This is a genomic window from Streptosporangium nondiastaticum (assembly GCF_003011965.1).
GTDB classification, from domain to species: domain Bacteria; phylum Actinomycetota; class Actinomycetes; order Streptomycetales; family Streptomycetaceae; genus Streptomyces; species Streptomyces nondiastaticus.
In genome coordinates, this window is record NZ_PXWG01000007.1 from 104,652 (window position 1) to 126,952 (window position 22,301).

Consider the following 22,301-nt stretch of genomic DNA (forward strand, 5'->3'; position numbering starts at 1 on the left):
TCTTGAAGGCTGTACGTCTTGTGACGGCTGTACTCCTTGCGCCGCCACCGGCCCGGACAGCGGGGACCACGGCCTGGACAGCAGCGGGGGCCGTGCCCCGGTGCGAGGGGGACTCATCGGCCGCGAACGCGAAATGGGACAGATCGCGGCCGCGCTGGCCGCTGCCCGGTCCGGGCGGGGCGGCGCGCTCGTCGTCACCGGCGAGCCCGGTGCAGGCAAGACCCGGCTCGCCGCCGAAGCCCTCGGCGCGGCCGCCGCGGCGGGCATGGTCACGATACGCGGGCGGGCCGGTACGGTCGGGCCGCCCGTCCCGTACCGGCCCATGGTCGAAGCACTGCTCCTGCTGGCCCGCACCGGCCTGCTGCCGGACCCGGACGAACTGGGCCACTACGGGCCGGTCCTGACCCGCCTGCTGAACGGCACCGAGGACGCGGGCCCCGGCGCCGCGTCGCACATCATGGTCGCCGAAACGATGCTGCGCGTTCTCGCCGCCGTCGGAGGACGCCCGGCCGGGCAGCCGGGACAACGAGAGCAACAGGGGCAACCAGGACAACAGGGGCAACGTGGGTGGCGCGGCTGCCTGCTCGTCCTCGACGACCTGCACGACTCCGACGCCGGAACGCTCGCGGTCGTCGAGTACCTCCTCTACAACATCGGGCAGCAGTCGGCCGTCCTCCTGCTCATCGCGGGGTGCGCCCCCTGCACGGTGACCGGCCTGGCCGTGCGGGCACGCCAGTACGGGGCCGCGGAGGTGCTCGACCTGCCGCCCCTCGGCCGCTCCGACGTGCACCTGCTCGTCGCCGCCGAGCTGGGCATCGCCCCGGAAAGGGCCTGCCCCGGGCTCGTCGAGCGCGTGGTGGCCGGCAGCGCCGGGATCCCGTTCGTGGTCAAGGAACTCGTCCGCGACCCCGCCGCCCTCCACGGCACCCCGGTGCCGTCCGTGCCGGCCGCCGTCGCGGTCCGCGTCAGACGCCAGGCCGAGCGGCTCGGCCCGCTCGGCCTGCAGTTCCTCAGCATGGCGGCCCTGTTCGGCCGGCGCTTCCCCCTGCCCGTGCTGGAGCACGCGATCGGCCGCGACCACGGCGAACTGTCCGCGATCCTGCGCGCCGCGGTCGCCTCGTACCTGATCACGCCGGACGGCTCGGACACGCAGTGGTTCGCCTTCCGCTACGGGCTGGCGGCCGAGGCCCTGACGGCAGGCCTCGGGCCGGGGGAGCGCGCCGGACACGCACGGCTGCTGGCGCGCGCACTGACCGCCCTCCACCCCGGGCTGCCCGGAGCGTGGTGCGCGCACGCCGCCCGGCTGCACGAGCACGGTGGCGACACCGAGGAAGCCATCCGCCTGTACGGCGAAGCGGCGGCGCGGGCGATGAGCGAGGGCGGTGACGGCATGGCCGATCGGGCGGTGGCGCTGCTGACCCGGGCCCACCACCTCCTCGGACCCACGACGGCCCCCGACGTGCACGCCACGGTGCTGGAACAACTGCTGGACGCGGTCGCCCGTTCCGCACGATGCGACCGGCTGCCCGCACCGGGCACCGTCCTGGACGGTGACGGCAGCGTGCCCGGCATACCCGCCCGGCGGCAGGCCGGGATCCACGCCCGGCTGAGCGGCATCGCCACCCTGGCGGGCCGGCCCGCACAAGCTCTGCGACACGCCGACACCGCCCGCAAGCTGCTGGGAATCCACCACCCGTTCGATGACCACACCACCCTCGTGGACATGACCGCGGCGTACGCGGAACTGCACCGACCGGGCCCGTACCGGCTGCGCACCGCCACCCGGTTCGCCCGCCGGGCGCTGGACGCCGCCCGGCGCACCGGCCTGCCGGAGGCGGAGTGCGAGGCTCTGCTGCTGCTCGGGCAGCTCGCCCGGGAACAGGACGAGCCCACGGCGACCGCCCACTTCGAGCAGGCCCGCACGGTCGCCCTCGCACAACGGCTCCCCGCTCTCCTCGTGACCGCCGAGGTCCGCCTGGCCACCGTCGCGGCGAGCCATGACGGACAGCCGGGCCGGATCGAGCGGGCCCGGCGGGAGGCCTTGCGCATGGGCCTGCGGCCGCCCGCGTACGAAGCCGGCTTCGCCCTCGCGCTCGACCGGATCCGGCGCTGCGAGTTCGCAGAAGCCCAGGACCTGATCCGCGAGGAGGCGGCCGGTGCCGAACGCCGGGGACTGGGCCGGCACCTGGCCATGATGCGGCTCGCCGAGGCCGTGTGCCACGCCCACCAGGGCCGGCGCGCCCCGATGGAGGAGGCGCTGGAGCGACTGGCCCCGCTCATCGACGCCGCACCGGGCCTGCGAGCGATGTCGTACGGGCAGGCGCGGGCGTTCTGCTCGCTGCTGGAGGAGCGGCACGAGGCAGCCGTGCACGAGTTCGCGCAGGCGCTCGCCTACGACGTGGAGAACCCCGCGACCAGCGAGTTCGGCAAGCACGGCATCATCCTGCTGCTCGGCGTACTGGCCGGGCGCATGGGCCGGCAGCACTACGCCGCCGCCGTACGGGCGAGCGTCAGCCGCACCCGCTGGAACCGCCAGTTCGTGGGCTTGGCGGACGCCGTCCTGCTCGGTCGCGAGGGCCGCCCCGGCGAGGCGGCGGCCGCCGCGGGCACGGCGCTGGAAGCGTCCGAGCCCTACCCCATGGCGCGCCGGCTGTGTCTGCGCCTGGTGGCGCGGCACGCGCACGAGGACGGCTGGGGCGAGCCGGTCGAGTGGTTGCGCGAAGCGGAGGAGTACTTCCACGGGGCGGGCCTCCAGGTGGTCGCCGGCGCCGGCCGGGCCCTGCTGCGCGGGATGGGCGCTTCGGTCCGGCAACGGCGCACGGGCACGGAGCAGGTGCCGCCGGAGCTGCGCCGGTGCGGCATCACCGTCCGCGAGTTCGAGGTGGCCCGGCTCGTCGCCGAACGGATCGCCAACAAGGACATCGCCGGGCAGTTGCACATCTCGCCGCGCACCGTCGAGAAGCACGTCGCGAGCCTCCTCCAGAAGACCGGTCACCCGAACCGGAAGGCGTTCGCCACCGCCGCCCGCGACCTGGTCCCCTGAGACCGCGGCCTCTGAGCACCCGATCCCCTGCCGACCCGGTCTCCTAAGAGAGCGCGGCGGCCCCGGACAGGGTCACCACCCTGTCGAAGCGCCCGTCGAGGTCCTCGTCCCCGTGGTGGACGACGAGCAGGGCGCGCCCCCCGGTCCGCTCGCGCAGCATCCGGAAGACCAGCTCCTTGCCGGGCCCGTCGAGGTTGGCGAACGGCTCGTCGGCGAGGTACGCGTCGGCGTCCTCGCACAGGAGGGCCGCGACTCCCGTCCGCTGGCGCTGGCCGGAGGACAGCTCCGAGGGCAGCTGGTCCGCCAGCCCGTCCAGGCCCATCGCCGCGCGCAGCCGCTCGTCGGGGACCAGGTCGCGCACCGGCAGCGGGGGCAGGTTGACCGGAGTGGTCAGGCTCGCGACCCGGGGCGGCAGGGTGACCGATCCGGCGTCGGGCGCGAGCGTTCCGGAGATGATGTGCAGGAGCGTGGTCTTTCCGCAGCCGTTGGGGCCGCGGAGCAGAACGTGCTCGCCGGCGCGCAGCTCGAACGCGTCGATCACCACCTCGGCTCCGTCGCCGCGGCTGCCGGTGTCACTGCCGCTGCCGTCACTGCTGCCATCACCGTTCCCGTGTCCATTCCCGTATCCGACCCGGGCGCCACGGACCCGCACCAGCGGCCCTTCGGCGTGGTACGTAGTCTCCCGGGAGCCGCGAAGGGACTCGATCCGCTGGAGGACGGCGGCGCTCCGGCGGGCCTGCGGAATCGTGTTGACGAGGTCGAACACCCCGGTCACCGCCCGCCACAGCGAGTTCACGAAGGCGAGGAAGCTGCCGAACGACATCCGTCCGGAGAAGACGAAGAAGGCTCCGATGACCATCGAAGCGGTGTCCGACAGGTTCATGACCAGGTCGCTCAGGGTCCGCTGCCGCTGCGACAGGCGGAAGTTGACGAAGGTGATGCCGAGGAACCCGCGCAGCGCCTCCTTGTTCGCCGCGCGGGTGCCCGGCAGCAGCGACGGCAGACCGCGCAGCGCGGGGAAGGACTCCAGCGTCCGGGTCAGCACGTTGACGTACCGCGCCTCCGCCTCGCGCTCGGGCCCGGTGTTCTTCTCGATCCGCTTGCCCAGCCGGTTGCTCACCAGCACCAGCGGCGGCACGATCACCAGCAGGACGAGGCTGGCCTGCCAGGACAGGTACAGCAGCACCCCCAGGAAGACGACCGAGGTGACCGCCTGCCGCGCGATGCGGATGGAGACGTCGATCGCCGGCAGGACGCCCTGGGAGACGTCGTTGTGGATGCGGCTGACGTACGAGGCGTTGCCCGTCTCCGCCACCTTGCGGCCGTCCAGACCGAGCGTGCGGCCCAGCAGCTCCGTCTCCAGCACCAGCGTGAACGCGTTCTCGAACCGCTTGCGCCGGCAGGCGATCCCGTACGCCGAGACGTTGAGGGCCAGCCCGAGCAGGAGGTAGGCGAGCCCGAGGAAGAGGAACCGGCGGAGGTCGGCGGTCAGAATGGCCTGGTCGAACAGGGCCTTGAGCAGCAGCGGGTGCACCAGGGCTTCGATCCCGCCCGTGGCGGCCTCGCCGACGAGGATCAGCACGTACGGCGACCGGTGGCCCCGCAGGGTGCGCCACAGCTGCTTCACCGGGCGACCTCGTCCAGGAGGAAGTCGGCCGTGCTCCCGGTGTTCACGCGGTGGAGCACCCGCAGCACGCCCGCCGAGCCGGTCAGGTAGTCGGTGGAACAGCGCAGCAGCCCCTCACCGGGGAGGCCCAGAAGGGTCCGGCCGTCCTCGTGCGACAGCGCGAAGCGCTCGGCGGGCTCGAAGAGGAAGACCCTCCGGACGATGTCGAGCTGCCGCAGGGCCGTGTCGCGGTACGAGCGGTCGCCGGTGAACTCCGCCGCGTCCAGCAGGGCGTCGGCTATCCCGCTCATGCCGAAGGAGTACCCCGGCAGCACCGAGTACCGGACGTCCAGCCCGCGCAGGACGGTGCGCGCCGCGTCCAGGTCGCCGTAGCGCAGCAGCACCTGCGCCACGCCCGCGGACCCCACTTCGACGTACGGCTCCATGGTCCCTTCGTGCTCGAACATCACGGGGCCGCCGTCGTGGAGGGGCTTGGCATGGGCCATCTCCCAGGCGAGCGCCTCCCGCCCGAGCCGCAGGTAGTGCTCCTCTCCCGTGACCTGGTGCATGCGCAGCAGGAACATCGCCACGCCGGCCTGTCCGAAGCCCAGGCCGGTCAGCGGCCCCTCGGTGGCGAACTCGTTCAGCCAGTGGGCCCGCCCGCCGTCGCGCCGCGCCGTCTGGCACAGGATGCGCGCGCATTCCCGCGCCGCGGTCAGGTCGCGCGGGTCGCGGTGGCGGAGGAAGAAGCGCAGGTTGGTCATGCCCACGCCGGAGAGGCCGTAGTAGAAGGTGTAGTCGCCATGCTGCACCGCACGCCGGTTGGCCTGTGCCAGCAATTCCCTGGCCCGTGCCCCGAGGCCGAGCGTGTCGGCGGCCCAGGCGATGCCGGACAGGCCGTTCATGAGACCGTCCGGGTACTGCCCCACGTCGATGTGCTCCAGCTTGCCGGCCAGCCAGGTGTGCCATTCGGGCCGGACCGGGACGCCGGAGGAGTGCAGCGCCCACAGGACCCCGCTCGCCCCGAAGCCGAGGCTCAGCGGGTTGGTGACGTGCGCGAAGGGGTCCACGGGGAAGAGCGTGTCCCGGCCGGTGTCGGCGACGGCCTCGACGAACGCGGCCACCCCGGTCTCCGCGTCCACCAGGCCGAGCCGCTCCTCGGCGACGGGTCGCGCCGGTGGCGCCTCGACCCGGCGGAGCAGGTCCGCCTCGTCCTCCAGAGCCGTGAGCACGTCGGTGAGGCCGATCCGGTCCCGGGCCAGGTCGGTGATCAGCCGGTGTACCTCCTCCGGCCAGCCCAGGCCCTCGGTGACGAAGATCCGGTACAGGTCGAGGACGTCCTCGCGCAGGTACGACATCGCCGCGATCGGGAAGACGAAGTAGGCCATGGTGGAGGCCAGCGCGTACCGGTCGCCCTCCGGCCCGTGCGCCTTGAAGATGTTGCGCGAGAGACTGAAGCCCGGTGTGAACAGCTCGACGGGCTTGCTCAGGTCGGCTTCGCGGGCAGCGGCATCGGCAGCCGCATCGGCGTCGGTGCCGGCGTCGGTCTTGCGGTCATCGGCGTCGGTGCCGGTGGCGGTGTCGGCCAGCCGGCATGCCTCCAGATCGACGATCGTCACCTCGTGGGTGTCCGGGTCGATGAGCAGGTTCGCGGCGGTGAGGTCGGTGAGGATCACACCACGCTCGTGCGCCGCCCGGACCGCGCGCGCCAGCCCGCGGAAGACGGCGAGGAAGATCCGCAGGTACTCGCGCGACTGCTCGACGTCGAACCCCGGCCGCGCCAGCGGATTGCGTTCGAGCAGCACCGAGCGCATGTCGGTGCGGTCGATGAACTCCTCGGCGATGTAGTGGTGCTCCCAGTGGCGGAACTTCGCGACCGGAGCGGGGTACGTGCCGACGTCGGCCAGCCGGTTCAGGAACATCCACTCGCGGTCGAGGATGTCCACGGCGTCGTGGTCCTGGCGGGGATTGAGGTTGGTGTACGGGCGGGCCTCCTTGAGCACCACCTTCCGGTCGTCGTCCTCCGTGTCCTCGGCGGTGTACACGCCGCCGCTGTTGGAGAACTGGAGCGCTCCGGTCACCCGGAAGCGGCCGCCGAGCAGGCCGTCACCGTCCCCCGCCTCGTCCTCGTCGGCGGGCTTCCAGTCGTCGAACGGCCAGGGCACCCAGTCGGGCTGGGCGTACCCCGGGCGCCGGTCGTCCGCGACGGGACCGTCAGGCCCGAGGATCCGCGGCAGGCGCCGCCCGAGGACGTCGACGGTGTGGGTGTCGAGGAACTGGCCGTAGCGGAAGTAGAGCGCCTTGCTGTCCCGGTAGCGCATGTCCGACAGCACGTAGGCCCCCTCCACGCCCTCCAGGAGCTCGGCCAGGCCGGCCAGGCACGCCCTGAACTCGTCGTCGTCCCGCGGGTAGACGGTGACGAGCTTGCCGCCGCTGCCCCGGGAGACGGACTTGGAGTTGAGCATCTCGAAGACGTTGAGATCGAGAGCGATCTTGAAGTCGATCTCGCGTTCCGTCAGATATCCGATCACTGAGGCGGCGGCCTCGCGCACGTGGCGGTGGCCCGACGACACATGGATCTTCCAGCCCTGCGCCGGCAGCTCCGGGTTGTGCCGGTGGCTCCACCAGATGCCGCTGCGGACGAACCGCGCCCGTACCCTCTCGTCGAACCCGGCGAGGAAGTGGTCCGCGCTCGGCTCGTAGTAGACGTCGAGCGGGTCGAAGAACAGCGTGTTGTCCCACGCGAAGAGGAAGCGGTAGACCCATCGTTCGTTGCGCATGTCAGCCTCTGTGATCGTGCGGATCCTGCGAGGGGCCGCCGGTGACAGCGGCCGGTGGGAACGGCGGATCCGTGCGGGGGCGCATCGCACCCCCGCACGGATCCGTCAGGTCACTGCGAGGTCGGCGGACGCTCCTCCTCGGCCCCGCAGCAGCGGCTGCCGCTGCTCGTCAGGCTGACGACGGCGGCAGCACTCTGCGTGGTGCGGGCCTCCATGCTCTGGAGCTTGAGGACGCTGCTCATACGGAATACCTCCTGGGAGGGTCGGGTGCGCGGGATGCGCGGCTGACGTTCGGGATGTGCCGGCCGATCGGCAGGACTTACTCAACGCCATCCACGGGACGCGCACATGGGCGTTGGCCCCGCATAATCCCCGCCCGCACGCGGTGCGCAAATGGTGGTGGTCGCCGCGCTCGGGCCCGGCGGGTGTGGTGTGGTAGGGGGTCCAGGGGGCCCAAGGGGCACGTTCACACGTCGCGTCGCCGCACGGTGAACACGGCGATTCCGATCGTGATCAGCGGCCACAGGACGTACACGATCCACGAGCCGGGGACCGTGGCCGTGCAGCCCTGGGACCCGGGGTCCGGCTCCCAGGGCTCGACCAGGCGCTTCCACGCCGCCGACACCAGCGCGTGTTTGACGTCCGCCGACCAGCGGTTGCTCTCCGAGAACATCGTGGGCAGCATCAGCAGGACGAAGACGCTGGTGACCATGGTCGCCGCGGCGTGCCGGAGCAGAACACCGAGACCCAGGCCGACCAGCGCGCAGACCGGGGCCAGCAGCGCGGATGCGACCAGCGCCCGGAACACCCCGGGATGGGTGAGCGGAACACCGGCATGGTGCCTGTTCAGGGCCTGGGAGACCAGGAAAGAACCTGTGGAGGCGACCGTGCCGACCGCGGTCCACAGCGCGGCGGCGACAGCCGCCTTGGCCAGCACCACCGAGCCGCGGGCGGGGACGGCCATGGTGGTGGTGCGGATCAGGCCGCTGCCGTACTCGCTCACCACGGTAAGGGCGCCCATGCTGCCGGCGACGAGTATCAGCGTCCAGTAGCCGGCCGCCGGGTAGGCATTGAAGGGCAGGAACTCGGCGGGGCCGGAGGGCGCGGCGGTGTCCGACAGCGTGGCCACGGCGGCGGAACCGACCACGAACAGGAGAGTGAAGGCGATCACCCACGGGGTGGAGCGCAGGGACCGCGTCTTGATCCACTCGGCGGCGAGGAGGTCGCGGAAGCGGGCCGGCGGCCCGGCGACGGGGGTGGGGGTCCGGGGGTCGGAGGCGAGTGTGGTCATCGGGGCTGTCCTGCCAGGTGTTCGGCGCTGCCGGCGGTGAGTTCCATGAAGGCCGCCTCCAGTGAGGCGGTACGGGTGGTCAGCTCGTCCAGCCGGATCCCCTTCTCGAAGGCGAGCGCTCCGATCCGGTCCGCCGGGAGCCCGGTCACGGCGAGCCTCTCGGCGCCTGCCGTTCCCTCGGGCTCGACCGAGGCCCCCGCCGCGGTCAGCACGGCCGCCAGCTCGGCGGCCTGAGGCGTCCCCACCACGACACTGCGGCGGGTACCGCGAGCCGCGAAGTCCCGTGCCGGCTCCGCGGCGATGAGACGGCCGCGGCCGATGACGACCAACTGGTCGGCGGTGTTCTCCATCTCCGACATCAGATGACTGGAGAGGAAGACCGTCCGCCCCTCGGCGGCCAGGCGCCGGAAGAGCCGGCGCACCCAGAGCACGCCCTCCGGATCCATGCCGTTGACCGGCTCGTCGAACACGAGCACGGGCGGGTCGCCGAGCAGCGCACCGGCGATGCCCAGCCGTTGCTTCATGCCGAGGGAGAACCCGCCCATGCGGCGGTTCGCCGCCTCGGCCAGCCCCACTTCCTGCAACACCTCCTCGACCCGGCTTCGCGGGATGCCATTGCTGCGAGCCAGGGCGGACAGGTGGGCCGCGGCGCTGCGGCCGCCGTGGACCTGGTCGGCGTCGAGGAGGGCGCCCACATGCCGCAGGCCGCGCGGGTGGCGGCGGAAGGGGACGCCGCTGACGGTGGCGGTGCCGGCGGTGGGCGCGTCCAGGCCGAGGACCATCCGCAAGGTGGTGCTCTTGCCGGCTCCATTGGGGCCGAGAAATCCGGTGACCCGGCCGGGCCGCACGGTGAAGGACAGGTGGTCGACGGCGGTCTTGCTGCCGTATCGCTTGGTGAGCTGGCTGACTTCGATCACGGCACTCACACTGCCGGGAGGGCCTGCGTCCGGGCATGGGGCCGTGGACGGCAATGGCTCGGGCAGGGTTCGCCCGTGGGCGTACGCCCACGGGCTGATGCCGCGCGGATGACGCCCGGTTAGTCTCGCGGCGTGAACTCCGTAACGATCACTGAGTGGGGTACGTGTCCTGCGCACCACGGTTGCCTCTTCCTCGCAGGGGCGCACCGCCGATGACGAGAACAAAGGCCATGGCCTGGGCAGGAGGCGTCTCCTACCTCCTCTTGGCGGGTCTCCTGGTGGGGGCCGCGCCGCGGGCGTCGGGCACGGTCCACGGCGTCGGGGCATTGATGGCGGCGAGCCTGCTCGCCGGTGTGGCGCGGCGCAGGCCGCTGCCGGCTCTGGCCATGGCACTCTTCGGATCCACCGCCGTGGTGGCAGGCACTCCCAGCTCCCTTCACGAGAGCCCGGCGGTCTCGTACCAGGGCGAGTTCCTGTCGTACGTGGCGGTGGATCTCATCCTGGGCTTCATCGTCGCCACCTGCGTACGGCGGGCCGCTCTCGCCGCCGTGGCCGTGTCCTTCGCCGTGCAACTCGTGGTGGTCGGTGCCTTCGCACAAGGGGACAACCTGGCCGTCAGCGGGGTGATCGCGCTCCTGGCGATGTCCGCCTCCTGCATTGCCGGACTACTCATCCGTGAGCGCCGCGAGCACGCGGTGGCGCTGCGTTCGCAGGAGGTGGCCGAGGCCGTCACCGCCGAACGGCTGCGGATCGCACGGGAACTGCACGACATGGTCGCGCACAGCATCGGCATCATCGCCATCCAGGCCGGTGTGGGGAGCCGGGTCATCGAGACCCGGCCGGCAGAGGCCCGCGAGGCCCTGCGCGCCATCGAGACCACCAGCAGAGAGACCCTGTCGGGCCTCCGGCGGACGCTGGTGTCGCTCCGCCGGGCCGAACGAGGCGTGAGCGCCTCCGAGAAGTCGTCGCGGCTCGCACCCGCGCCGGGGCTGGCGGACCTCGGACGGCTGGCGGCGGCGACCGCGGACGCGGGCGTACGCGTCGACGTGTGCCGCACCGGGGACGAACGCCCGCTGCCTGCCGACATCGACCTGTCCGCGTACCGCATAGTGCAGGAGGCACTGACCAATGTGGTCCGCCACGCGGGCACCGGGCACTGCCGGGTGACCATCGACTACGGGAACGAGGACCTGTCCGTGGAGGTCGTCGACGACGGCCGTGGCAGCACCGGCAGCGGCTCGGGCCACGGCTTCGGCATCATCGGCATGCGGGAACGCGTAGGCCTGCTGGGCGGCCGGCTCAGTGCCGGCCGGCGTCCCGAGGGCGGCTTCCGGGTGGCGGCCCGGCTGCCGCTGCCCGCACGCGCCGGAGTTCCGGTGGAGACCCGGTGACCATCCGGATCCTGCTCGCCGACGACCAGCCGCTGGTGCGGTCCGGGCTGCGCGTGATCATGGCCGGCCACCCCGGCCTGGAAGTCGTCGGCGAGGCCGCCACCGGCTCCGAAGCGGTCCGGCTCGTCGCCGATCTCGGTCCCGACGTCGTGGTGATGGACATCCGCATGCCCGGCATGGACGGAATCGAGGCCACCCGCCTGATCACGGCCGGACCGGCGACCGCACGCGTCCTCATCCTCACCACCTTCGACGAGGACGAGCACGTCTACGGCGCGCTCCGGGCCGGTGCGAGCGGCTTCGTGGTCAAGGACATGGCGCTGGACGACATCCTCGCGGCGATCCGCGTCGTCGCCGCCGGCGACGCACTGATCGCGCCGAGTGTGACGCGCCGTCTCATCGCGGACTTCGCAGGGCGTCCCGTGGCCGCCGGTCCCGAACGGCCCGAGCGACCCCCACGGCCGGTCGAGGGCATCACCGAGCGGGAACGGGAAGTGCTGACCCTGGTCGGACGCGGCCGCTCGAACACCGAGATCGCGGAGGACCTCTTCATCACCGTGGCCACCGCGAAGTCGCACGTGTCACGCCTGCTCACCAAACTGGGCGCCCGGGACCGGGTCCAGCTCGTGATCACCGCCTACGAGACGGGGCTCGTCACGGTGCCGCGCTGACGGGACCCCCGCGGTCTCCCGTCGCTCCGAGTCCGCGCCAGGAACCGGTCAGCCGTCTTCGATGTCCGAGATGAGCTTGGTGCTCAGGTCGCTCTGGACCGCCAGCCGGGTGTGCCCGGCGTCCGGGCCGGTGCCCCAGGTGAGGGTGACCGTGGTGAACAGGTGCCCGGCACCGGAGTCGTGATAGCGGACCGCCCAGTGGGTGGGCACGTCCTGGGCGCGGAGGACACCGTCGGCGTGGTTGGCCTCCTCCCAGGCGGCCAGCCGCTGACGGAAATCCTCTGTGAGGTAGTGGGCGCGAAGCTCGCTTCCCAGGTCGTCGGTGCCGTCGTCGACGGCGTCGATGTAGGCGCCGTAGAAGTCGGCCACCCGGTCGACTGCGGAGTCCGGGCTTCCCTCCCGGACCGGGCTGCCCGCCTGGTCTTCCGCCTGATCGTCCGGCATGAATTCCCCCTTGAGAACAACGGTGTTCACGGCATGCTCTTGGTCGGAATCTGCCCCTGTTCCATGAGAAACAGTCCTTTTAAGTGATATGTAGCTGGACGTGATGGTGTGGCCTCGGGCGATCGGCGGCTCGGGCGAGCGCTTGCTCGGGCGAGCGGACGCCTCGGCCGCGCCGAGCCGCCTCGGTCCGGTGAGTGCTGGCGCAGCAGCGCCCGTCACGTCACGTCGAAGTTGGCCATCATCGCCATGTCCTCGTGTTCGAGGTTGTGGCAGTGCAGCATGTAACGGCCCTTGTAGCCCGCGAACCTCACGAGGACGTCGACCACTTCGTAGGGGCGGACGTCCACGGTGTCCTTCCATCCTCCGTCAGTGGCCCGTGGGGGCCTGCTGCCGCGGGCGAGGACCTGGAACTGGGCCAGGTGCGCATGGACAGGGTGGTGGAAGTCGCTGCTGAAGCGCCACCGTTCCACGCTGCCCAGGCGCGGGGAAGCCAGAACCTCAGCAGTGCTGAACGGCCTCCCATTGATCGTCCACATCTGCCGCTCGTCCGAGCCGTGCGTACGCCGGAAGTCGAAGCGGCGCACCGGCACCGATCCGGCCGGGCCCGGGGACAGCGTTTCGAACGAGGCGGACAGGCGGGACGGCACGCGGCTGTCGTCCTTCTCCTTGCGTACGACGTGGAAGCGCATGACGTCACGCATGCCGCCCTCGGCCGCGGAGTTGCGCAGCGTCACCTTGCTGCCGACGGGGAAGGCGGAGAAGTCGACGACGACGTCGAAGCGTTCGCCGGGCGCCATGTCGACGGCGTCCAGTGACCGGGGTGCCGCCAGCAGACCCCCGTCGCTGCCGATCTGGACGAACCGCCCCGGCTTGCCGTCGCCGGCAGCGAGCCGTAGCCCGTAGCGGCGGGCGTTGGAGGCGTTGAGCAGGCGGAAGCGGTAGCGGGCGGCGGAGACCTCCATGACGGGCCAGGGCGCACCGTTGACGAGCTGGACGTCTCCGAGCACGCCGTCCGGGAACGCGTCGTGCTCGTGGTGGGCTGGGTAGCGGAAGGAGCCGTCCTCGGCGAAGGAGCGGTCGCACAGCATCAGCGGCACGTCCCTGTCCCCGTCCGGCAGCGGCAGCCGGTCCTCCTCCTGGTCGCTGACGAGGAAGAAGCCCGCCAGCCCGCGCCAGACCTGCGGGGCGCTGAAGTCCATGCGGTGATCGTGGTACCAGAGGGTCGCGGCCGGCTGCGGCAGCGGGTACTCGTACGCGCGGTATCCCACAGCCGTCCGCCCCGGGTGGGCGCCGGCCCTGTCGTCGTGCGTCTGACCAGGTGCGCAGCGGGCGGGCAGCAGCAGGTCGGTGGGATAGCCGTCGGACTCGGGCGGGGTGACGCCGCCGTGCAGGTGGGTGACGGTGGGCACGGTGAGGCTGTTGCGCACCTGGACCACCGTCCGGCGCCCGGAGCGCGCGGCGAAGGTCGGCCCGGGGAAGACGCCGTCGTACCCCCACACCGTCGTCTTCCGTCCCGGAAGGATCTCCGCCTTCCCCTCCCGCTGCTCGACCTCGTAGAAGTCGGTGCCGTGCTCGCTGCGCACCGGGCGGGCCACCGGCGGCACCGGCAGCGGTACGTGAAACGGGCGGGGCAGCGGGCCCGCGCTGGCCAGCACCCGGCCGGTGGACGCCCCGGCGCTGCGGGACCAGCCGGCAGCGCCGACCGTGATCGCCGCTCCGGCTCCGGCCGTCAGCGCGAGGAGCCCGCGCCGGCTCAGCAAAGCAGGCATTACTCGGCCACCTCCTGCCGTGGCCGGGCCGCCGGCGGAGACGTGCCGGGGCGCTGGGTGAACGCCCCGTACGCCAGGGCTGTCGCACAGCCGAAGACGGCCATGCCCAGCGGTATGTGACCGGCCAGGACGCGCGCTTCGCCCAGCCCTTGCTGCGCACTTACCAGCAGGACCAGCACCGCACTCGCCGCGGCCGGCCACAGCGGTCCGCGCGCGGCGCGCCGGACCACCACTGCCGCTGCCGTCTGGATGACGGTCAGCGCGCTGAGCACGCCCGCGTTCGCCGCGTGCCAGGTCAGCAGGTCGAGATCTCCGGTGACGAACAGACCGGCCAGCGCCGCCTGCGCCAGTGTGTCGAGCAGCACCAGCACGGCCACGGCGCGCAGTACGTGCCACGGCCACCGGCGGATTTCGCAGCGCCCGGTCACCGGATCCCGTCCTCGGAGGCCAGGGCCTGCTCGTAGGCGTGGAAGCCGTCCTCGACGCCCAGGAAGACGTCGTTGAAGGTCAGGTAGCCCTCGGCGATGACAGGAGTGTCGCGCAGGGCCTCGATGAGGAAGTAGTACGACCCGAGGTCGCCGGTCTCCAGCACCGCGAAGTCCGAGATGCGTCCGTTGAACGCCTCCGCGTCGAAGAAGCGCGCCTTCACCCGGTCCGCGTAGGCGGCGAAGACCGGCTCGAGGTGCTGGGCGCGCATCGCGTTGCGCTGCTCACGCGACAGGGCGAGCCAGCGCGGCGTGACCGTGTACGTCAGGACGATGCCGTACGTCATGAGATCCCCCGAAGGATGTTGTTAACACCGTTTACTTTCGGCGCAAGCTAAAGTGATAGGCGTTAACTTTGTCAAGGGAAGGTGGGTGCACGACCGTGCCGAGCACATCGGGGACCGGGTCCACCGGCCGGCGCCACCGCGTCCGCGAAGAGGCGCTGGCCGAGATCCTGCGCACCGGGCGCCGGCTCCTGGTCGAGGAAGGGCCGTCCGCGGTCACCCTGCGGGCCATCGCGCGGGAGATGGGCATGACCGCACCCGCCCTCTACCGTTACTACGCCGGCCACCGCGACCTGATCCAGGCGCTGACCTCACACCTCTACGACGAACTGGCCGCAGCCCTGACCGAGGCGCGCGAACGTCATCCCGCTGACGAGCCGGGCCGGCGGCTGCGGGAAGTGTGCCGCGAACTGCGCCGCTGGGCCCTTGCCCACCCCCGCGAGTTCGGGCTGCTGTTCGCCAAGCCGGTCACGGACGCCGACACCGCGCCCGGCTCGGCGGCGCACGACCCCAGCTGGCGCTTCGGCGCCGTCCTCCTCGGCCTGATGGTCGAACTGTGGCGCCGCGGCGGCGTCCGGCCGCCCACCGGCCTGGATCCTTCGTGGATCGCCCAACTGGAGGAGGTGCGCGAGCACCTGGCCGGCGAGCCGGTGCCCCTGGAGGTCATCTACGTCTTCGTCGCCTGCTGGGCCCGCCTGTACGGGGCGGTGGCCGTGGAAGTCTTCGGCCACCTCGACTTCGCCCTCACCGACCCCGAGCCCCTCTTCGAGCAGACGCTCCGCGACATCATGGCGGCGTTGGGGGAGGGGGCGGCCCTGCCTAGCGAGCCTCGTTCCTGCGCATGATCAGGTGGCCCCGGCGGTACCGTTCCCCTTCGAGCGGCTCGCGCAGTATCCGGCCGGCTTCGGTGAACCCCGCCTCCTCGGCCAGCCCCGCAAGGTCGTTGATCGGCCAGCGGTAGGCCGTCGTCACCTTGTGGTCGAACGCCGTGACCGGCTCGCCCTCCGACTCGAAGAAAGCGAGCAGGAGGTAGCCGCCGGGCGCGAGTACCCGCCCGAACTCGGCGAAGTACGGCGGCAGATCCTGCGGTGGGGTGTGGATGACCGAGTACCAGGACAGGATGCCGCCCAGCTTGCCGTCGGCTATGTCCAAGGCGTCCATGGAACCGACCTCGAAGCGCAAGTCCGGGTAGGCCTCGCGAGCGATGTCGATCATCGCCGGCGACAGGTCGACTCCGAAGACGTCCAGGCCGAGGTCCCGCAGGTGCGCTGTCACTTGCCCGGGACCGCACCCCAGCTCGGCGACGGGCCCGGCACCGGCGGCCCGCGCGAACTCGGCGAACGCCGCGATCACCGCACGGTCCAGAGGGAGAGGGTCGAGCGCGTTACGGGCGAAATCGGCGTAAAGGGTTGCCATGGCGTCGTAGGCATCTGCTGTCGTGCGCAGGTGCGAGGAAGGTTCAGTCACGCGAGGACATTACGGGGTTGCTCCATCGGGCTGTCGAACGGCCGGCAGCGGGCCGGCGCAACTGATCGGTGCTTTGTTTTTCGGAGTAAATGCTTTGAAAAACCAAGTAACAGCGCTAGGCTGCCTGAGCATGACGGGAGTCGGTATGCGTGTTGTGGTCTTGTGCGGTGGAGAAAGCTCGGAGCGGGACGTCTCCCTGGCTTCCGGCTGGTCGGTGACCGGAGCGTTGCTGGAGCGAGGGCACGAAGTGGTGCTGGTCGACCCGGCCGCCGAGGTGCCGGTCCTTGCCGGGCCCCTGCACCCCGGCGAGGTGGTCGGCGGCGTCGCAGTGGGCAAGGAGCCGCCGCCCCTCGCGGAGCGGCACCAGCTGCGGCGGCGCATGCACGCGGCCCTGACCGGCGGTCCGGTGCTGGAGCTGCTGCGCGGCGCGGAGCTGGTGTTCCTTGCCCTGCACGGCGGCTGGGGCGAGGACGGGCATGTGCAGGCGCTCCTGGAGATGGCCGGTGTGCGCTTCACCGGTGCGGGGAGCGCGGCCTGTGCGGCGGCGTGGCACAAGGGCCGGGCACAGGCGGTACTCGGTGCGGCGGGCGTGCCGGTGGCCGAGCGGGTGCTGTGGCGGCCCGGTGCGGCGGATGAGGTGCCGGCCGGCGTGAAGCGGCTGGTGGAGGCCGGGCCGGTGGTGGTCAAGCCGGTCGCGGACGGTTCGAGCGTGTCGGTCCACCGCGCCGACTCGCTCGCGGGGCTGGCCCGGCTGGCGCAGGCCGCGGCCGAGGGGCCTTGCGGTGACGTCGAGCTGATGGTGGAGCCGTTCCTCGCCGGGCGGGAGTTCACCGTGCCCGTGGTCGGCGACCAGGTGCTTCCCGTGGTCGAGATCGAGCTGACGACACCGCTGTTCGACTACACGGCCAAGTATCAGTCCGGGGCGGTGAGCGAAGTGTGCCCGGCGCCGGTCCCGGACGCCTTCGCGTATCGCTTGCAGGAGTGGGCCCTCCGCGCCCACCAGGCTCTCGGGTTCGGCGGTGACGCGTACTCCCGTACCGACTTCCGCTGCGATGCCGGTGGTGAACCGGTCTGCCTCGAAGTGAACGCGCTCCCTGGGCTGACGACGACGAGCCTGTTGCCCCTCGCGGCGACCGGATCGGGCTGGGCCTACTCCGGCCTCGTCCAGCGCATCGTGGACCTGGCGACGCGCTGACCGCCGACCGCTGGCCGCCGCCGGCCGCCGCCCCCGGCCGTCGGGACGACCCGCGCCGGGACAGGCGGTCCGGTGGTCAGGCGGTCCCGGGCCGGGCAGTGGCGTGCCGGGCGGTCACGCGCCGCGCAGCGTCGTGGCAACCGGCCCGTCGCCGAGCACGTCGATCCGGCCCGCCTTGACGCCCTGTTCCACGGTGAGCGTCCCGTTGCCGAGCTCGCGGCACGTATCGGCGTCGAGGACGAGGCGGGCGTCCGGCGCCTCGGCGGGCCCGTCGCCGTACACCGGCCCCTCGCCCCCGAGCCGTACGTGGAAGACGCCCTCGTCCAGCGCCACGTCGACGACGGCCGGGCCCTCGGTCGCCGGAAGACGGCGCAGGAGAGGCAGGGCGAACCAGTGCGCCCGCACCGCGTCCGTGGGCCGGCGTTCGGCGAGATCGGGCGCGCCCCACTCGGCGAGCGCGGTGAGTACGGGCAGCAGGCCGGCGCCGCGCGGGGTGAGTTCGTACACCGTGGCGGCTCCCGGCGGCGGAAGCCTGCGGCGTGTCGCGAGGCCCTGGGTCTCCATGTCCTTGAGCCGGGTGGCGAGCATGTCCGTGGAGACGCCGGGCAGGTCGGCGTGGAGGTCGGTGTACCGGCGGGGCCCGGCCAGGAGCTCCCGGACGATCAGCAGGGTCCAGCGGTCCCCGACCGCGTCCAGGGCGCGGGCCGAGGCGCAGTACTGGTCGTAACTTCGACGGCGAGGCTGACGTGGCGGCATGACGCCCAGTCTAGACAAGATGTTGGACTTTCCAAGCTCAAGCTTGGTAAAACCAAGTAACAAGCAACACGGTTGAGGTGCGAACGAGGCCAGTGGGATCCCGGGAACCCGGGATCCGGCCACCAGGGAGGGCACGGCATGGAGTTCCGGCAGTCGAGCAAGCTCAGCGAGGTCTGCTACGAGATCCGGGGTCCGGTGATCGAGCACGCCAACGCGCTGGAGGAGGCGGGCCACAGCGTGCTGCGCCTCAACACCGGGAACCCGGCCCTGTTCGGCTTCGAGGCGCCCGAGGAGATCGTCCAGGACATGATCCGGATGCTGCCCCGGGCGCACGGCTACACCGACTCGCGCGGTGTGCTCTCCGCCCGCCGCGCCGTCGCCCAGCGCTATCAGGCGATCGGCCTGACCGACGTCACGGTGGACGACATCTTCCTCGGCAACGGCGTCTCCGAGCTGGTCTCCATGGCCGTACAGGCCTTGCTGGAGGACGGCGACGAGGTCCTCATCCCCGCCCCCGACTTCCCGCTCTGGACCGCCGTCACCACCCTCGCCGGCGGCAAGGCCGTCCACTACATCTGCGACGAGTCGGCCGACTGGTACCCGGACCTCGACGACATGGCATCCAAGATCACGGACCGGACCAAGGCCGTGGTCATCATCAACCCCAACAACCCGACCGGCGCGGTCTACCCCAAGGAGGTCGTCGAGGGCATCCTCGACCTCGCCCGCCGCCACCAGCTGATGGTCTTCGCGGACGAGATCTACGACCAGATCCTCTACGACGACGCCGTGCACCACTCCGCCGCGGCCCTCGCCCCCGACCTGGTCGTGCTCACCTTCTGCGGGCTGTCCAAGACGTACCGGGTGGCCGGCTTCCGCTCCGGCTGGCTCGTGGTGACCGGACCCAAGAAGCACGCGTCCAGCTACCTGGAGGGGCTGACCATGCTCGCCTCCATGCGGCTGTGCGCCAATGCCCCGGCCCAGTACGCCATTCAGGCCGCGCTCGGAGGCCGCCAGTCCATCAAGGAGCTGACTTCGCCGGGGGGCCGCCTCCTCGAACAGCGCGACCGCGCCTGGGAGAAGCTGAACGAGATCCCCGGCGTGTCGTGCGTGAAGCCGAAGGGCGCGCTGTACGCGTTCCCGCGCATCGACCCGAAGGTGCATCCGATCCACGATGACGAGAAGTTCGTCCTCGACCTGCTGCTCCGCGAGAAGATCCAGGTCGTCCAGGGCACGGGCTTCAACTGGCCCCGCCCCGACCACTTCCGGATCCTGACCCTGCCGTACGCCGACGACCTGGACGCGGCGATAAGCCGGATCGGGCGGTTCCTGAGCGGATACCGGCAGTAGCCTTCGAGCCCCGCCGGTGTGCGGGATAAGACGCGCGATTTGCAGTCTCCTCAACGGGCGGGTCGCTGGTGGGCCGGCGTGCGTGTCAGGGCGGCGTCAGGGATGTGGGGCGTTCCTTGTCCCCCGGCGCGGGGCTTCCTTGAATGGCTCTTGTGAACAGCCACCTGCGCCACCACGACCGGCCGCCTCATACGGCGCCGCCCGGCACCGCGCGCAGTTCCCGCACAGCGGGCTGAGCGCGCCCACAACTTCATCGATGCCCCGGCTGCGCCCGTCACGCAGCAGCCGGCAGCACACGGCACAGCGCGTTCCGGCTTCCGCCGCCCAGTCGCCGATGCCGCTTCACGCTCGTACGGCAGCTTCGCCCCACAGCGCTCGCTGCCGCTCTGTCCTTCCCGGAGTGGATTCCATGTCTTCTGCTGTCTCGCCCGCCTTCAGGACCGTTCTGGTCACCGGTGCCACGTCCGGCATCGGCTGGGAGACCGCCCGGCTGCTCGCCGGACGGGGCGACACGGTCATCGTGCATGCCCCCGACCAGGCTTCCGGCGATGACGCCGTCACCCGCCTGGTGGCGGCCGGCACCGACGTCCTGCGACTGCGTCTGGTCGTCGCCGACTTCTCCCGGCTGGACGAGGTGCGGGCCATGGCCGCGCGCGTCGCCGAGGAGCACCCCGTCCTCGACGTCCTGGTCAACAACGCAGCCGTCGCCGCGCCCGAGCGGCGCACCGTGACCGCCGACGGCAACGAGCTCTCCCTCCAGGTCAACTTCCTCGCTGCCTACCTCCTCACCCGTGAGCTCGCCGGCCCGCTCAGCGCCCGCCCCGGCAGCCGCGTCGTCAACGTCTCGTCCTCCATGCACCGCACGGCGTCCATCGCCTGGAGCGACCCGCACCGCGCGAAGCGCTACTCAAGCGGCGCCGCCTACGCCCAGTCCCAGCTCGCGCTGACCATCGCGGCGCGCGAGCAGGCGCCGTGGACCTCGGTCAGCGTGCATCCGGGTGTCTGTGACACCGGCTTGCTGCGGCTGTACGCGCACGAGGGCGACTCCGCCCTGCAGGGCGCCGAGTGCGTCGTGCGGCTCTGCGACCCCGCCACCGGGCTCGTGCCCGGTGCCTACTACGACCGCAGGGCTCTCTCCCCGGCGGCCCCTGTCGCGATGGAGGACCGCACGGTACGCCGCCTGTGCAAGCTTGCTGACCGCCTGGTCGGCGCGAAGTCCGCCTGAACCCGCCGCCTCCGCGCGTACGTGCGCGCGCCGCTACCGGATCACGGCTCCGAACGCCTTGCCGCCTGACGGGATGCCGTCCTTGCCCGGCTGATACACCGTCACCGGCTGGTCGGCGCCGCCGGCGTCGTACGAGGTGACGTTCTGCCACGGTACCGCGTACGCCGCGCCCTGGGCGTTCGGGCCGGTCGGCATGCCCACGTAGATGTGGGTCGGGGAGGCGCCGATGGCCCGGCCCATGTGCTGGTCGGCGCCCGGCGTGCCGGGGACGCCGTTGTGCCCGGCGTACAGGACGTCGTTGTGCGGACCGGGAGCGCCGAGCAGAGTCATGGTCTGCACCGCACCCGCGGCGGTCACGGAACCCTGGGATTCGCCGGGCACGCCCACGAGGAGCTGGAGCGTCTGCCAGGTGGGCGCGGTCCTGGGGGAGAGGTTGACCGCCTGGACGGTCTCGCCGAACCGGTCGCCGGTCTCGATGCCGCCGATGACGCCGGGCTGGTCCTGGTGAATCACCTGGTACTGGGTCCAGGCGCCGGAGGCGGGGACCTTGAAGGTGGTCACACTGCCGGCGTTCTTCACGTCCGTCCCGGCGGCCTTGTCGATGTCCTCGCCCGGTGCGCCGATGGCGATGTTGTTCGCGTCGGCGGACACGGACCAGCCGACCTTGTCGCCGGCCTCCAGGCCGCCGGACGCCGCCGAGCAGTCGGCCAAGGACGCGCAGGCCTCGGCCGACAAGGCGAAGCAGGCTGCCGTCACCGCCCGCACGGCCGCGCGCTCGGCGAACTACTCCGCCAATCGTGCCGTCGACGCCGCCCGCCGCGCGGTGGCCTCCGCCAACTCCGCCCAGGCCTCGGCCGCTTCGGCCCGTGCCTCGGCGGTCCAGGCGGGCAAGGACGCGCGGACGGCGGCCGCGGCCGCGAGCCAGGCGCACCAGATCGCCGCGGCCAAGCGGAAGGCCGAGATCGCGGAGGCGGCCAGGAAGGCGGCCGAGGAGGCGCGCAGGGCCAAGGAGGCCGGGAAGAACCCGGCGGACTCGCCCGACAACGACAGCGTCAAGGGTGGCCTTCCCTGGTGGAAGGAAGGCGCGCGGTGGGCGGCCAACGCCACCAACTGGCTCAGCATCGGCACCGGCTTCGCCTCCGCCCTCCTCGGCATCGGCGTCCTGGCGGTCGGCATGTTCTTCCCGCCCGCCGTGCCGTTCGTGGAGGCCGCCGCGTCCGGATTCGCGTACGCCTCGCTCGCGTTCGCAGGGCTCAACACCCTGTTCACGGGGATCGGCTACGGGTGGACGAGCAGCGAGTTCAAGTCGTCCCTCGCCGGCACGGCGCTGGGCGTGCTGACCTTCGGCCAGTCCAAGTGGATCGGTGCGCTCGGCGGCACCAAGGTCGTCACGAAGGTCACGCAGTTCGGCCACGACCTGATCTCGCCGGTGACCGGCCTGCTGGGATCCGTCGGATTCTGACGGACGGAACGCGGGAGCAGCCGTACGCACGAAGGGCCGGTGGCACGCGACTGTGCCACCGGCCTTCTCCCCGCCCCGGCGAGACCGGTCCGGCGGGCGGTCAGGCGCGCAGGGTACTACTCCGCCCCCGGTCGCGGATCAGCGGGCCGTAGCGCGCGGGGCGGC

Annotated in this window: 20 protein-coding genes; 8 read left to right on the top strand and 12 right to left on the bottom strand. The window is 71.9% G+C overall.

Annotated features, from left to right (window positions below):
• Positions 1-100 precede the first annotated feature (100 nt).
• Positions 101-3,043, top strand: a complete 2,943-nt coding sequence (locus B7P34_RS05775) for a helix-turn-helix transcriptional regulator (RefSeq protein WP_223267541.1) — start codon at positions 101-103, stop codon at positions 3,041-3,043.
• A gap of 43 nt (positions 3,044-3,086) precedes the next feature.
• Here the strand turns inward: B7P34_RS05775 and B7P34_RS05780 are convergent, their stop codons facing one another.
• From B7P34_RS05780 to B7P34_RS05795, 5 genes are all read right to left on the bottom strand, one after another.
• Positions 3,087-4,670, bottom strand: coding sequence for an ATP-binding cassette domain-containing protein (locus B7P34_RS05780; protein WP_223267542.1), 1,584 nt, complete (start codon positions 4,668-4,670; stop codon positions 3,087-3,089).
• Entirely contained in the window at positions 4,667-7,429 is a 2,763-nt protein-coding gene (locus tag B7P34_RS05785) for a lanthionine synthetase LanC family protein (RefSeq protein ID WP_106674693.1), read from the bottom strand. The genes B7P34_RS05780 and B7P34_RS05785 overlap by 4 nt, the downstream gene beginning before the upstream one ends.
• 110 nt (positions 7,430-7,539) lie before the next feature.
• Positions 7,540-7,671 (bottom strand): class III lanthipeptide, encoded by a 132-nt coding sequence (locus tag B7P34_RS37285; protein WP_189382503.1) that lies wholly within the window; start codon positions 7,669-7,671, stop codon positions 7,540-7,542.
• Between the two features lie 224 nt (positions 7,672-7,895).
• Positions 7,896-8,720 (bottom strand): ABC transporter permease, encoded by an 825-nt coding sequence (locus B7P34_RS05790; protein ID WP_106674694.1) that lies wholly within the window; start codon positions 8,718-8,720, stop codon positions 7,896-7,898.
• Positions 8,717-9,637 carry an ABC transporter ATP-binding protein gene (locus B7P34_RS05795; protein ID WP_189382505.1) on the bottom strand — a complete coding sequence of 307 codons (921 nt, stop codon included), beginning with the start codon at positions 9,635-9,637 and terminating at the stop codon, positions 8,717-8,719. The genes B7P34_RS05790 and B7P34_RS05795 overlap by 4 nt, the downstream gene beginning before the upstream one ends.
• Positions 9,638-9,849: 212 nt before the next feature.
• Between B7P34_RS05795 and B7P34_RS05800 the strand changes: the two genes are divergently transcribed.
• Both B7P34_RS05800 and B7P34_RS05805 read left to right on the top strand, forming a co-directional pair.
• Positions 9,850-11,028 carry a sensor histidine kinase gene (locus B7P34_RS05800; protein ID WP_106674696.1) on the top strand — a complete coding sequence of 393 codons (1,179 nt, stop codon included), beginning with the start codon at positions 9,850-9,852 and terminating at the stop codon, positions 11,026-11,028.
• Positions 11,025-11,699, top strand: a complete 675-nt coding sequence (locus B7P34_RS05805) for a response regulator (protein WP_106674697.1) — start codon at positions 11,025-11,027, stop codon at positions 11,697-11,699. The genes B7P34_RS05800 and B7P34_RS05805 overlap by 4 nt, the downstream gene beginning before the upstream one ends.
• Positions 11,700-11,747: 48 nt before the next feature.
• On the opposite strand, the gene B7P34_RS05810 is transcribed toward B7P34_RS05805, so the two are convergent.
• From B7P34_RS05810 to B7P34_RS05825, 4 genes are all read right to left on the bottom strand, one after another.
• Positions 11,748-12,143, bottom strand: coding sequence for a hypothetical protein (locus B7P34_RS05810; protein ID WP_106674698.1), 396 nt, complete (start codon positions 12,141-12,143; stop codon positions 11,748-11,750).
• Between the two features lie 215 nt (positions 12,144-12,358).
• A complete protein-coding gene (locus B7P34_RS05815; protein ID WP_106674699.1) occupies positions 12,359-13,912 on the bottom strand; it encodes a multicopper oxidase family protein in 1,554 nt (517 codons plus the stop codon).
• The gene (locus tag B7P34_RS05820) at positions 13,912-14,340 is read right to left on the bottom strand and encodes a hypothetical protein (protein WP_106674700.1); all 429 of its coding nucleotides are present in this window, start codon (positions 14,338-14,340) and stop codon (positions 13,912-13,914) included. The genes B7P34_RS05815 and B7P34_RS05820 overlap by 1 nt, the downstream gene beginning before the upstream one ends.
• Positions 14,337-14,684, bottom strand: coding sequence for a darcynin family protein (locus tag B7P34_RS05825; protein WP_106674701.1), 348 nt, complete (start codon positions 14,682-14,684; stop codon positions 14,337-14,339). Before B7P34_RS05825 ends, B7P34_RS05820 begins: the two co-directional genes overlap by 4 nt.
• 95 nt (positions 14,685-14,779) lie before the next feature.
• On the opposite strand from B7P34_RS05825, the gene B7P34_RS05830 reads away from it, so the two are divergent.
• Positions 14,780-15,526: a TetR/AcrR family transcriptional regulator gene (locus B7P34_RS05830; RefSeq protein WP_189382507.1), complete on the top strand. Its 747-nt coding sequence runs from the start codon at positions 14,780-14,782 to the stop codon at positions 15,524-15,526.
• Here the strand turns inward: B7P34_RS05830 and B7P34_RS05835 are convergent.
• Positions 15,501-16,097 (bottom strand): class I SAM-dependent methyltransferase, encoded by a 597-nt coding sequence (locus B7P34_RS05835; protein WP_435693947.1) that lies wholly within the window; start codon positions 16,095-16,097, stop codon positions 15,501-15,503. The two genes, B7P34_RS05830 and B7P34_RS05835, sit on opposite strands and share 26 nt — an antisense overlap.
• A 196-nt stretch (positions 16,098-16,293) precedes the next feature.
• On the opposite strand from B7P34_RS05835, the gene B7P34_RS05840 reads away from it, so the two are divergent.
• Positions 16,294-17,343, top strand: coding sequence for a D-alanine--D-alanine ligase family protein (locus B7P34_RS05840; RefSeq protein WP_106674704.1), 1,050 nt, complete (start codon positions 16,294-16,296; stop codon positions 17,341-17,343).
• 114 nt (positions 17,344-17,457) lie between these two features.
• On the opposite strand, the gene B7P34_RS05845 is transcribed toward B7P34_RS05840, so the two are convergent.
• On the bottom strand, positions 17,458-18,099 hold the full coding sequence (locus tag B7P34_RS05845) for a winged helix-turn-helix transcriptional regulator (protein WP_106674705.1): 642 nt from the start codon (positions 18,097-18,099) through the stop codon (positions 17,458-17,460).
• A gap of 138 nt (positions 18,100-18,237) precedes the next feature.
• Between B7P34_RS05845 and B7P34_RS05850 the strand changes: the two genes are divergently transcribed.
• Positions 18,238-19,449 carry a pyridoxal phosphate-dependent aminotransferase gene (locus tag B7P34_RS05850; RefSeq protein ID WP_106674706.1) on the top strand — a complete coding sequence of 404 codons (1,212 nt, stop codon included), beginning with the start codon at positions 18,238-18,240 and terminating at the stop codon, positions 19,447-19,449.
• Between the two features lie 409 nt (positions 19,450-19,858).
• The gene (locus tag B7P34_RS05855) at positions 19,859-20,674 is read left to right on the top strand and encodes an SDR family NAD(P)-dependent oxidoreductase (RefSeq protein WP_106674707.1); all 816 of its coding nucleotides are present in this window, start codon (positions 19,859-19,861) and stop codon (positions 20,672-20,674) included.
• A 33-nt stretch (positions 20,675-20,707) separates the two neighbouring features.
• Here the strand turns inward: B7P34_RS05855 and B7P34_RS05860 are convergent, their stop codons facing one another.
• Positions 20,708-21,325 (bottom strand): hypothetical protein, encoded by a 618-nt coding sequence (locus tag B7P34_RS05860; protein WP_146166744.1) that lies wholly within the window; start codon positions 21,323-21,325, stop codon positions 20,708-20,710.
• Here B7P34_RS05860 and B7P34_RS05865 point away from each other — a divergent pair.
• Complete coding sequence (locus B7P34_RS05865) at positions 21,297-22,136, top strand: hypothetical protein (protein WP_223267543.1); 840 nt, start codon at positions 21,297-21,299, stop codon at positions 22,134-22,136. The genes B7P34_RS05860 and B7P34_RS05865 overlap by 29 nt on opposite strands.
• Positions 22,137-22,301: the final 165 nt, after the last annotated feature.